This window comes from Pseudomonas citri (assembly GCF_025336485.1).
GTDB classification, from domain to species: domain Bacteria; phylum Pseudomonadota; class Gammaproteobacteria; order Pseudomonadales; family Pseudomonadaceae; genus Aquipseudomonas; species Aquipseudomonas citri.
The window spans coordinates 52,844-64,684 of sequence record NZ_JAODAB010000007.1 but is presented as its reverse complement, the minus strand read 5'-3'; the positions used below and the strand labels follow the sequence as shown (position 1 = coordinate 64,684).

The 11,841-nt window shown below is 62.1% G+C and carries 11 protein-coding genes; 5 read left to right on the top strand and 6 right to left on the bottom strand.

The genetic code is table 11. The annotated features are described in order from the left end of the window. The first annotated feature begins 23 nt into the window (after positions 1–23). The 4 genes from moaA to N4Q37_RS10820 all read left to right on the top strand — a co-directional run bounded on the left by moaA (position 24) and on the right by N4Q37_RS10820 (position 4,199). Positions 24–1,016, top strand: a complete 993-nt coding sequence (moaA, locus tag N4Q37_RS10835; protein WP_260957797.1) for a GTP 3',8-cyclase MoaA — start codon at positions 24–26, stop codon at positions 1,014–1,016. Between the two features lie 267 nt (positions 1,017–1,283). Beyond that, positions 1,284–3,299 carry a ribonucleoside triphosphate reductase gene (locus tag N4Q37_RS10830; protein ID WP_260957795.1) on the top strand — a complete coding sequence of 672 codons (2,016 nt, stop codon included), beginning with the start codon at positions 1,284–1,286 and terminating at the stop codon, positions 3,297–3,299. Positions 3,300–3,330: 31 nt separating this feature from the next. After that, positions 3,331–3,507: an anaerobic ribonucleoside-triphosphate reductase gene (nrdD, locus tag N4Q37_RS10825; protein ID WP_260957794.1), complete on the top strand. Its 177-nt coding sequence runs from the start codon at positions 3,331–3,333 to the stop codon at positions 3,505–3,507. After that, a complete protein-coding gene (locus tag N4Q37_RS10820; protein ID WP_260957792.1) occupies positions 3,504–4,199 on the top strand; it encodes an anaerobic ribonucleoside-triphosphate reductase activating protein in 696 nt (231 codons plus the stop codon). The genes nrdD and N4Q37_RS10820 overlap by 4 nt, the downstream gene beginning before the upstream one ends. 81 nt (positions 4,200–4,280) lie before the next feature. Here the strand turns inward: N4Q37_RS10820 and N4Q37_RS10815 are convergent, their stop codons facing one another. Genes N4Q37_RS10815 through N4Q37_RS10800 form a run of 4 tightly spaced genes read right to left on the bottom strand, consistent with a single transcriptional unit; the run spans position 4,281 to position 7,407 of the window. Next, complete coding sequence (locus N4Q37_RS10815) at positions 4,281–5,648, bottom strand: 4Fe-4S binding protein (protein WP_260957790.1); 1,368 nt, start codon at positions 5,646–5,648, stop codon at positions 4,281–4,283. Next, positions 5,636–6,490, bottom strand: a complete 855-nt coding sequence (locus N4Q37_RS10810) for an FTR1 family iron permease (RefSeq protein ID WP_260957788.1) — start codon at positions 6,488–6,490, stop codon at positions 5,636–5,638. Before N4Q37_RS10810 ends, N4Q37_RS10815 begins: the two co-directional genes overlap by 13 nt. 21 nt (positions 6,491–6,511) lie before the next feature. Beyond that, positions 6,512–6,874 carry a cupredoxin domain-containing protein gene (locus N4Q37_RS10805; RefSeq protein WP_260957785.1) on the bottom strand — a complete coding sequence of 121 codons (363 nt, stop codon included), beginning with the start codon at positions 6,872–6,874 and terminating at the stop codon, positions 6,512–6,514. Between the two features lie 2 nt (positions 6,875–6,876). After that, positions 6,877–7,407 (bottom strand): iron transporter, encoded by a 531-nt coding sequence (locus N4Q37_RS10800; RefSeq protein ID WP_260957784.1) that lies wholly within the window; start codon positions 7,405–7,407, stop codon positions 6,877–6,879. Positions 7,408–7,611: 204 nt separating this feature from the next. Between N4Q37_RS10800 and N4Q37_RS10795 the strand changes: the two genes are divergently transcribed. Continuing rightward, positions 7,612–7,839 carry a DUF3079 domain-containing protein gene (locus N4Q37_RS10795; RefSeq protein WP_260957783.1) on the top strand — a complete coding sequence of 76 codons (228 nt, stop codon included), beginning with the start codon at positions 7,612–7,614 and terminating at the stop codon, positions 7,837–7,839. A 50-nt stretch (positions 7,840–7,889) separates the two neighbouring features. On the opposite strand, the gene N4Q37_RS10790 is transcribed toward N4Q37_RS10795, so the two are convergent. Next, positions 7,890–9,626 carry a dipeptidase gene (locus N4Q37_RS10790; protein ID WP_260957776.1) on the bottom strand — a complete coding sequence of 579 codons (1,737 nt, stop codon included), beginning with the start codon at positions 9,624–9,626 and terminating at the stop codon, positions 7,890–7,892. Positions 9,627–9,770: 144 nt separating this feature from the next. Beyond that, on the bottom strand, positions 9,771–11,771 hold the full coding sequence (locus tag N4Q37_RS10785; RefSeq protein ID WP_260957774.1) for a peptidase U32 family protein: 2,001 nt from the start codon (positions 11,769–11,771) through the stop codon (positions 9,771–9,773). Between the last annotated feature and the right edge of the window lie 70 nt (positions 11,772–11,841).

Genomic DNA, 11,841 nt, shown 5'->3' with positions numbered 1-11,841 from the left:
ATCGGCTCAATCAGGGGAAATGCATGAACGCTGTGTTGCAGGACGGTTTTGGGCGCCAGATCGATTATTTGCGGATGTCGGTGACCGATCGTTGTGATTTTCGTTGTGTGTACTGCATGGCGAAAAACATGACCTTCCTGCCGCGCCAGCAAGTGTTGACCCTGGAAGAGTTGCAGCGCCTGGCGCGGCTGTTCGTGGGCCTGGGGGTGAAGAAAATCCGCCTGACCGGTGGTGAGCCGTTGATCCGTCCGGGCATCGTCGGGCTGTGTCGCGACATCGCGGCACTGCCCGGCCTGCGCGAACTGGTGATGACCAGCAACGGCTCGCAGCTGGGCCGATTGGCCCGGCCGCTGGTCGAGGCGGGGGTCAAGCGCATGAACATCAGCCTCGACAGCCTGGACGGGGAGCGCTTTCGGGCGATCACCCGCAACGGCAGCCTGGACCAGGTGCTGGCGGGCATCGAAGCGGCGACGACGGCGGGGTTCGAGCGGATCAAGCTCAACTGCGTGGTCATGAAAGGGCGCAACTTCGATGAAGTCCCGGCGTTGGTGCAATACGCTATCGAGCAACGCATCGATATCAGTTTCATCGAGGAAATGCCGTTGGGGGAGGTGGGACGTTCCCGTGGCGAGTCGTTCTGTTCCAGCGACGAGGTGCGGGCCGCGATCGCCACTCATCATCGGTTGCTCGACAGCACCGAGAACAGTGGCGGGCCGGCGCGCTACGTGCGCCTGGAACAACATCCCGACACGCGGATCGGCTTCATCTCTCCCAATACCCACAACTTCTGCGCCAGTTGCAACCGCGTACGCATGACCGTCGAAGGACGGTTGCTGTTGTGCCTGGGGCAAGAAAACTCCCTGGACCTGCGCGGCTTGCTGCGCCGGTATCCGCTGGATGACCAGCCGATCATTCAGTCGATAAAGCAGGCACTCAAAGGCAAGCCCTTGCAGCATGATTTCAGCCCCGGTGGGGAAGTGCAGATCGTGCGGTTCATGAACATGAGTGGCGGGTGACCTGACCCATCGCAATCGCGAGCAAGCTTTGCTCCCACAGGTGATTCGTGTGTGCACAGGATTTGTGAGCACCGAGATCCCTGTGGGAGCAAAGCTTGCTCCGGACGGCGATCCGACGATGACCACAGCACAGCCAACATCCCCCACAACTGATCCACCCCCCATTCTTGACATCGATCAATTGCAACCCCGCCTTTTGCCCGTAATCTCCACTGCATATTGTGTTTTAAGATTTTAAAAAATCTATATGTTGTGTTTGGAGCCAAAATGCAGAGCACGTTGATCTCAGTAGGCTGTAACCGCTTGCACAAGCGCGATGGCAGTATCGTCGCCTTTGATGCGGACAAGATCCGCCAGGCGCTGATCGCCGCCGGCAAGGCCACCGGCGAATACGCCGAAGTCGAAGCCGAGGAATTGCTCAAGGCGGTATTGACGCGGTTGGAAGGGCAGACGCGGTTGAACGTCGAGCAGATCCAGGACCGTGTCGAGCGCGTGCTGATGGACGCCGGATTCTTCCTCTCCATGCGCGCCTACATCGTCTATCGCGAGCAACACGGACGCCTGCGCCGCGATCGCCGCACGCTGGTGGAAGTCGCCACGTCGATGAACGAATACCTGGACCGCGAAGACTGGCGCGTGCAAGCCAACGCCAACCAGGGTTATTCCCTGGGCGGCCTGATCCTCAACGTTTCGGGCAAGGTCACCGCCAACTACTGGCTCGACGAGGTCTACAGCCAGGCCATCGGCGAGGCGCACCGCGAAGCCGACCTGCACATCCACGACCTGGACATGCTCGCCGGCTACTGTGCCGGCTGGTCCCTGCGCACGCTGTTGCACGAAGGCCTCAACGGCGTGCCCGGGCGGGTCGAAGCCGCGCCGCCCAAGCACCTGAGCAGCGCCTTGGGACAAATGGTCAACTTCCTCGGCACCCTGCAAAACGAATGGGCCGGGGCCCAGGCGTTCAGTTCGTTCGACACCTACCTGGCGCCTTACGTGCGCAAGGACAAGCTCAGCTACAACCAGGTGCGCCAGTCGCTGCAGGAATTCATCTACAACCTCAACGTGCCGTCGCGCTGGGGCACGCAAACCCCGTTCACCAACCTGACGTTTGACTGGGTTTGCCCACAGGACTTGCGTGAGCAGATCCCGGTGATCGGTGGCGAAGAGATGCCGTTCGCCTACGGTGACCTGCAAGCGGAAATGGAGCTGCTCAACCGTGCCTACATTGAAGTGATGCAGGCCGGCGATGCGAAAGGGCGGGTGTTCACCTTCCCGATCCCGACCTACAACATCACCCATGACTTCCCCTGGGACAGCGAAAACGCCGACCGGCTGTTCGAGATGACTGCCCGCTACGGCTTGCCGTACTTCCAGAACTTCCTCAATTCGGACATGCAGCCCAACCAGGTGCGGTCGATGTGCTGCCGCTTGCAGTTGGACGTGCGCGAGTTGCTCAAGCGCGGTGGTGGCCTGTTCGGTTCGGCCGAGCAGACCGGTTCCCTGGGGGTGGTGACGATCAACTGCGCGCGCCTGGGCTATCTGTACAAGGGCGACACCAATGCCCTGTTGCAGCGTCTCGATACCTTGATGGAGATGGCCAAGGAAAGCCTGGAGGTCAAGCGCAAGGTGATCCAGCATCACATGGACGCCGGCCTGTACCCCTACACCAAGCGCTACCTGGGCACCTTGCGCAATCACTTCTCCACCATCGGCGTGAACGGCCTGCACGAAATGCTGCGCAACTTCACCGATGACCAGCAAGGCTTGCACACCGAGCAGGGCCGGGAATTCGCGTTGCGCTTGCTCGATCATGTGCGCGCCACGCTGCTGCGTTTCCAGGAAGAAACCGGCCACCTCTACAACCTCGAGGCCACGCCCGCCGAAGGCACGACTTATCGTTTCGCCAAGGAAGACCTCAAGCGCTACCCCGACATTCTGCAAGCCGGCAGCCCGGTGGCACCGTACTACACCAACTCCTCGCAACTGCCGGTGGGTTTCACCGACGACCCGTTCGAGGCGCTGGAGCTGCAAGACGAACTGCAATGCAAATACACCGGCGGCACCGTATTGCACCTGTACATGGCCGAGCAGATCTCTTCCACCCAGGCTTGCAAACAACTGGTGCGCAAGGCCCTCGGACGCTTCCGCCTGCCGTACCTGACCGTGACGCCGACGTTCTCCATCTGCCCGGTGCACGGCTACCTGGCGGGCGAGCACGAGTTCTGCCCGAAATGCGACGAGGCCTTGCTGCTCAAGCAGCAGCTCGCCGGCACCGTTCACTGATCCGATCCATCGACCGCAAGGAGTTTCACCCATGAACGCATCGCCTACCATTCCCCAAGCCGCTGTCCCACAGGCACAACGCCAACGTTGCGAAGTCTGGACCCGAGTGATGGGTTATCACCGTCCGGTGGCGGCCTTCAACCCGGGCAAGCAGTCCGAGCACCGCGAGCGGGTGCATTTCACTGAGCGTGCGGCCGGGCGTCCATGAGCCGAGTGCTACGGGTCGGGGGCATGGTGCCCCTGACCACCCTCGATTATCCGGACCAGCTGGCTTGCGTACTGTTCTGCCAGGGTTGTGCCTGGCGTTGTCGTTACTGCCATAATCCGCAACTGATCCCGCCACGCGGCAGCGAGGAAGTGGATTGGTGCCGGGTGTTGGCGTTCCTGCAACGTCGCCAGGACTTGCTCGACGCCGTGGTCTTCAGTGGCGGCGAACCGACCTTGCAGGACGGTCTTGCGGCGGCCATGGACGAGGTGCGGCAGATGGGCTTTCGTATCGGCCTGCACAGTGCCGGTATCAAGCCGGCGGCCTTTGCCAAAGTGGTCGGGCAAGCCGACTGGGTGGGCTTCGACATCAAGGCGTTGCCCGAAGATGCCTTGGATGTGACCCGGGTCGAAGGCAGTGGCGCGGCCAACTGGCGCAGCCTCGACCATCTGCTGGCCAGTGGTGTGGACTATGAGTGCCGCACCACGGTGCATTGGCATTTGTTTGATCCCGAACGACTGCTGACCCTCGCCCGACGCTTGAGCGAGCTGGGCGTGCGGCGTTTTGCCGTGCAGTTGGTACGCACGGCGCGAATGCTCGATCCGCACCTCTCCAGCGTTTCTGCACAAGCCTTGCTGCCGGAGCTCTGGGCTGCCATGCGCGAATTATTCCCATCGTTCGTGTTGCGCAGTTGATCGGGCCGTGATTGCGAAAAAGCCCCGCCCCCCACAAAGGGGGCGGGGCTTTTGGTAGGTGATTCACACGGTTTCCATGGTTTACCAACCCCAGAACTGCAACCACCAACCGTATCCCACCAAGCCGCTGGCCAGCGCCAGACAGGCCAGGGCCGAGTGTTGTCGGATCGGCGATACGGCCGTTTGCCGCAGGCGCTTGAAGCCCAGCCACAGGCTCCAGGCGATCGCCGCGCTCAGCAAGCCGGCCCGGGCCGGTTGTACCCATTCCAGCAACAGCCCTTCATAACGCAGCAGTTTCACCGTGGTGGCCGACAAGCCGAGGAACAGTCCGGCACCGCCAAGAGGCGTGAGAGTAATGGCCAGGGACGAATATTCTGCGCGATCGCCCACCAGCCGTGCCGCCAGGTGCATCAGCAGCATCAGGGATGTACCCAGCAGCACCGCGCTCATGCCCAGGTACGCGAGAATGCAGAAGCCGTCGAGCCAGCTGAAGCTGTCGTTGAGTTGCGGGTAATGGGTCAGCAACCACCAGGGCGCGTTGTCCTGCAACGGCCAGAACAGATCATGGGCCACCAGCCATTGGGCCAGCCCTTGCTTGAGGACGATGAACCAAGGGCTGACCGTCCATTGGAAGGCCCCCATGGCCAGGCCGATCACGCCGAACAACAGTAGGCGTGCGTCCCAGGGCGAGAGGTTGGTCGCCGTCGAGTGAAGGATTTCCTGGTTGCTGGAGCGGGCAATCAGGCGCACCGCATCGCGCTGGCCGCTGCAGCGCCCACAGGCGTGGCAGTCGGCGGCGCCGCGCAGGCGGCGAATGTCCAGCAGCGGTGCACAGTTGGGCGGTGGGCGACGTGGCGCGAGGTTTTCCTGCCAACGCTGTTCGTTCACCTGGAAGTGCACCGGGGCCAGGCGGGCGAGCAGGGCGAAGACGCCACTGACCGGGCACAGGTAGCGGCACCAGACCCGTTTGCCACGGGCGAACAACAGCCCCACGATCACTGCCGCCACGGTCGACCCTCCCAGGATCAGCAACGCCGCCTGGGCATAGTCGTAGACGCTGATCAGTTGGCCATAGATTGTGGTGAGGCAGAACGCAAGCGTCGGCCAGCCCGCCCAGCGCAGCGCCCGCGGCATTCCCAGGCCCTTGCCGTACTGGCTGGCCCATTCGCTCAAGGCGCCTTCAGGACACAACACGCCGCACCAGAGCCGACCGAACAACACGATCGACAGCAACACGAACGGCCACCACAGGCCCCAGAACAGAAACTGCGCCAGCAACGTCAGGTTGCTGAGCGTGTGCGCCTGGCTGTCCGGCATCGGTAACAAAGCCGGCACCACCAGCAAGATTGCGTAGAACAGCACGACCGCCCACTGCACGGCGCGAATGGTCGCGCCGTGGCGCCGCATTCCATCGCCCAGGCGTTGCAGCCAGGGATTCAGGTTGGGCATGGCAGGCTTTCCACCTTGCGGGGCCGCAGCCATCCGGCGACGACCAGCCAATAGCCCAGCCACACCAGCAAGGTCAGCAGGCTGGGGCTTGCACGATAACCGGTGAAATCGGCAAGGAAACCGCCCAGGCCGTGGCCGTCGTCGAGGAGCGCGCTGCTGTCCCACAGTGCGTCGCCAATCGCGCGATACACCGCTTCGGGCCAGTCCATCGCCAGCAGTTGCCCGCCGATCCGTTCGATGCCGCTGACCAACAATGCGCCCCCCAACAGCAGCAGGATGGCTTCGCTGATGGCAAAGAAGCGCGGCCAGGAAATGAACCGGCGACTGCTGTGCAGCACCGAGACGGTCAGCAGCGACAATACCAGGCCCGCCGCCGCGCCCACCGCGAATAGCCCCAACTGCGGCCCTTGCAGGCGCGCTCCGGCGCCGTACAGGAAGACCACGGTCTCACTGCCTTCGCGGCTGACCGCCAGCAACGCCAGTACCAGCAGCCCCAAGCCACCCTGGCGACTCAGGCGCTGATCGGCGTGACGCGTCAGGTCCTGCTTGAGTGAGCGTGCGTTGTGGTGCATCCAGCCGACCATTTGCACGATCAGCCCGCTCGCCACCAGCGCGAGTGACGCCTGGAACCATTCGTTGGCAGCACCGCTCATGGCTTCGCCGGCCAGCAGAATCAGGCCGGCCAGCACGCCAGACAGCAGCAGGCCCAACGCCGCGCCGGCCCAGACGTAGCGCAGCAGTTGGCTGGCCTGTTGCTGGCGGCTGACCCAGGCCTGGAGAATCCCGATCACCAGCAACGCCTCGACGCTTTCGCGCCAGACAATAAACATCGATTGACTCATGCAAACGCCTCCTGTTGACGATCACTGGGCGAGGATTTCGCCCTCGGGCAGTTGCGGGTTGAACTCATCGAAAAACGGATACTGCCCGGGGCGCAATGGATGGATCACCACGAACGTGGTGACCCCTGGCGACAACACCTTTTCCACCCGCAGGGGCGTGCTCTCGAATTCCGCAGGGCCCTGGCCGACATTCTTCAGCACGATCTTGAAGCGCTGGCCGGCCGGCACTTGCAACTGCGCCGGGGTGAAATGCCCATCGCGTATGCTCAGTTCATAGGTCGGCAGTTCGGCCTGGGCCAGAGAGGGCAGCAGCAAACCGGCCAGCGTCAACCCGACCAGGCGGCGAAGACGTGCACAGTAGCGTGCACAGGAGGAGCGGTTCATCCTCAGTACCCGCCTTTTTTACCAATACCGGCGTAGACGAATTCGTAGCGCAGCTCGCAACGCTCGAACCAGGGGGCTACACCGGTTTCCTTGTCGGTGTGCCGACCGAGGGAGCCATGGCCGCCGGGTGGCAGAATGGTGAAGGTCAGTTGATATTTGCCAGGGCCGAGCAGCTTCACGTTATCGCCATAGTGAGGGCCGTCGTTGGCGACCATGGCGTGGAAGTCGCCCTTGAGCTCGGTGTCGTTGCCTTGTTTTTTCAGTTGGAACGATACGTTGAGGTACGGCACGAAGCTGCCTTCCTGGAAACCCTGCGGGTTGTCGGCCGTGGCGCGGATGTCGGCTTCGAGGTGGACATCGGAATCGGCCGTAGGGCGCATCATGCCGGCCGGTGCCATTTCAATCGGCTGCAGGTACACCGCGCCGACTTCCAGTCCCGGGCACATTTGGGGTTCGCCGATGGGGTATTCCTTGGCCTGGGCCAGGGGGGCGAGAAACAGCAGGGCGAGGGACAGGGGAGCAAGGGTGCGCATGATGACTTCCTGACAAGGTAAGAGGTGCCCGAGTCTAGAAAGCTTCGCTGCGAATAATAATGATTCTTGTCAATTTTTCATAAGATTGTGCGATTGATTCGCAAGTGCCGGTACGGCACGGGGGTGGTTCTTGATTCTGGTCAAGACGGGGCTGATCTTGAAGCGGTAGGGTGCAAGCACACCCATCTGCTATCGGGGTTCACTATGGCCAAGCCCTTTCCACTCAATCCCAAGCATCCCGAACGCATCTGCTGGGGCTGCGACCGCTACTGCCCGACGAGCGCCCTGGCTTGCGGCAACGGCGCCGATCGCACGATGCATCCATCGGAGATGATCGGGGAGGATTGGTACCTGCATGGCGATTGGGGATTGGAGCTGGTGGATATTACGGACAAGGCCATGGTTGAAAGCGCCGCTCAACCGAAGGAATGAAGTACTACCTGTGGCGAGGGAGGTTGTCCCTCACCACAGCTCATCTGTCCTTAGAGTCTTGGTAACTGCCCGACGCGCCCCATCATCTCCGTCACGATCTGCAAGTCCAGGAGGAACTGCTCCACCGTCTTGAACTCGTTGTCGTTATGGCCGGTGTACTTGACGTCGGGCATGGCCAGGCCGAACTGCACACCATTGGGCAAGTCATGGACCGAGGTGGCGCCGGCGGACGTGCCGAACTTATGGGGCATGCCCAGGTTTTCAGTGGCTACGGCCAATAGTGCCTTGACCCATTCACCCTCGGGGTTGCGGTACATCGGCTCGTCGATGCTGTAGTCGAAGGCCACTGCAACGCCGGTCTTCTTGCTCCAGGCATCCAGTTTGCCGGCGATTTCGCGTTTGAGGGTTTCGGTGGATTTGCCCACCGGCACCCGCAGGTTGACTGCCAGCTTGAAGGTCTTCTCGTCCATGCCTACATAGGTCAGGGAAGCGGTCAGTGGCCCCATGAAAGCATCGGAAAAGCCAATTCCCAACGTGTTGCCCAGGTAGTCCAGGCCCCAGTTGTTGGCGGCGTAGCGGGCGGCGTCGGTGATGTGGTTGTGCTTGAGCGCGATCTTGCCGTCGAGGCTGTTGATGAAGTCGAGCATCCGCGCCACCGGGTTGATGCCGGATTCGGGCTCGGAGGAGTGGGCCGACACGCCCGTGAAGGTCAACTGAACGCTCTTGTCGACGACTTTGCTGGTGACTTCTAAATTGCCGCCGTTGCGCTTGGCATAGTCCTTACCGGCCTTGAGCAGGCTGGCGGCCAGTTCGGCGGGTTTTTCGCCGGAGAAGGTCGCCACGGACGTCGATGGGATCTGGTTGGTCGCCAGGCCACCCGTCAGCGCGGTAATTTCCGCGCCCTTACCCTGTGGGGCGCGTCGGGGGAAGTTCGCCATGACCGTGCCGTAGCCTTTTTCGGCAATCACCACGGGGTAGCCGCCATCCAGCGCCAGGTTGTAGTTGGGCGTCGGGTTGCGTTCGAAATAATAGGGGATGGCGTCGCCGCTGGTTTCCTCTGTGGTGTCGACCAGCAGCTTGAAGTTGCGTGCCAGGGGCAGCTTTTCTTCCTTGATGATCTTCATGGCGTAGAGCGCTACGACGATGCCATTTTTGTCGTCCTCGGTGCCCCGGCCATAGAGGCGGTCGCCGACCTGGGTGACCTTGAAGGGATCCAGGCGCGTGCCGTCCTTGAGCACCCAGTTTTCCGGCGTTACCGGCACGACATCGGCATGGGCATGAATGCCCACGACTTCGTCCCCACTGCCTGGGAGGGTGATCTCATAGACGCGGTTGTCGACGTTGCGGAAGGCCAGGTTGAAGGACTCGGCCAGGCTCTTGATCTTGTCGGCAATCTTGAGGAATTCGGGGTTTTCGTGCTGGGGGACGCCGTCCTTGCGAAAGGTCGGAATGGCCACCAGCTCCTTCAGCGTCTCGGTGGCGGCCTTGCCATATTTCACCCGCGCATAGAGGCCCAGCAGGCGATGGATTTCGTTCTGCTGTTCAGCCGAGAGTGGCTTGTTATCGAGGAACCCACTGATGGCGGGGCCAAGGTTGGCGGTCTTGCCCGGCTCGCTTTTGGCCACGCTTGCCAGGAATTGCCGGAAATCCTTGATGGAGGTGTCGGTGAAGGATTTGACCAGGGTCGCGTTCTGTTGCGCGGTGAGGTTGGCGAATGCGGGGGTGGCCGAGGCGAGGCTGGACAATACCAGCGTGGTCACGGCCAGGTGCTTGAGCGAGAAGTTCATGGTCGGGGGCATTCCTTTGCAGAGCAGTGGAGGAAGGTGTTTCAGTAATGAAACAAACCTTTGCAACCTAGCACATCCTTAGGGTTTGAACGAAAAGCGCAGCATGATCGTCGCGCAGGCACTTTTCGTACAAAGCCGAGTCACTCAGTGCGGTGCGCGGGGAATGGTCTTGAGCAGGTCTTCCGGGCTGATGTAGCCCACCACCGGCTCCGCCGCGCTGCCCGGCAATGGCAGGTCAAGGATGTGCCCCTTGATCTTGCCGATGACGTGCATCTCGCAGGGTTTGCAGTCGAACTTCAGTGTCAGCACCTCATCGCCCTGGATCAGTTGCATCGGCGCGACCTTGGTGCGCACGCCGGTGACGCCCTTGGCCTGCTTGGGGCACAGGTTGAACGAGAAGCGCAGGCAATGCTTGGTGATCATCACCGGCACTTCGCCTGTTTCCTCGTGGGCCTCGAACGCCGCGTCGATCAATTCAACGCCGTGGCGATGGTAGAAATCCCGGGCCTTCTGGTTGTAGACGTTGGCGAGGAACGACAGGTGCGATTCCGGGTACACCGGCGGCGGGTTGGTCTCGGCCTTGCGACCGCCCCGGGGATGGGCCGCGACGCGGGCTGCGGTCAGGGCTTCGATGACTTCGCGGCGCAAGGCCTTGAGCTGGGAGTTGGGAATGAAATACGCCTGGGGGGCGTCCAGCTCGATGGCCGTGGCGTGGTACTCGGTGGTGCCCAGTTGGCCCAGCAGGTCATGCAGTTGTTCCAGCGCTTGCTCAGGCTTGTTCGCCAGGCCGAACGGCCCGTCCAGGGCGACGCTGGCGCGGATGCCTTCCTCGCTGGTAGCGGTCAGTTCCAGGCGTTCTTCGCGCAGGCGGGCGACCCACGACAGGCCGATACGACGCTCCGAAGAAGTCTTGAGCAGCGCTTGTTGCCAGTTGTGGTCAAGGTTGCGACTCAAGGGGTGGTTGGGACGCAGTTTGTACAGGTCCGCCGGCATCTCGTTGGGCTCGACGCGGTAGCGATAACGCTTCTGGCCGTCCTCTTCGAATTCGCCCTTGGGCTCGGCGATGTTGGCCCGGAAGCCGAGTACTTCGCGCTTGACCAGCACATTGAGGCCGTCACCGTTGGACAGCGGATCGAAGGTCACCACTTGCAGGTCGCGCTTGCCGACTTTCTCTACCACGCCCACCGGCACGCCGGTAAAGGTGGGCGAGTCGAAGGCGCCGATGTCGATCTTGCGCTCGCTGACGAAGTAATCGGTGCTGCCACGGTGGAAGGTCTTTTCCGGATCCGGCACGAAGAAGTGCGCGGTACGACCGCTGGAGGCGCGGGCCAGGTCCGGACGATCCTCGAGGACATCGTCCAGGCGCTGGCGATAATAGGCGGTGATGTTCTTCACGTAGCCCACGTCCTTGTAGCGTCCTTCGATCTTGAACGAGCGCACGCCGGCCTCGACCAGGGCGCGGATGTTGGCGCTCTGGTTGTTGTCTTTCATCGACAGCAGGTGCTTCTCATAGGCGACCACGCGTCCCTGGTCGTCCTTGAGGGTGTAGGGCAGGCGACAGGCCTGGGAGCAGTCGCCACGGTTGGCGCTGCGACCGTTCTGGGCGTGGGAAATGTTGCATTGCCCGGAAAACGCTACGCACAGCGCACCGTGGATGAAGAATTCGATGGCCGCGTCGGTCTCGTCGGCGATGGCGCGGATTTCCTGCAGGTTCAGCTCGCGGGCCAGCACCAGTTGCGAAAAACCGGCCTGGTCGAGGAACTTGGCCCGTGCCAGGGTGCGGATGTCGGTCTGGGTGCTCGCATGCAGCTCGATCGGCGGGATGTCCAGCTCCATCACCCCGAGGTCCTGGACGATCAAGGCATCGACGCCGGCGTCGTACAACTGGTGGATCAACTGGCGGGCCGGCTCCAGCTCGTTGTCATGCAGGATCGTGTTGAGGGTGGTGAACACCCGGGCGTGGTAGCGATGGGCGAACTCCACCAGCCGGGCGATATCGCCCACCTCGTTGCAGGCGTTGTGACGCGCGCCGAAACTCGGGCCACCGATGTACACGGCGTCGGCGCCATGCAGGATGGCCTCGCGGGCGATGGTCACGTCGCGGGCGGGGCTGAGCAATTCCAGATGATGTTTGGGCAAGGACATGTATTTTTTATCAGGCAGGTCACGGTCGAAGCGAGCATTGTAGCCGTCGGACGCCCGGCAGGCACCTGTG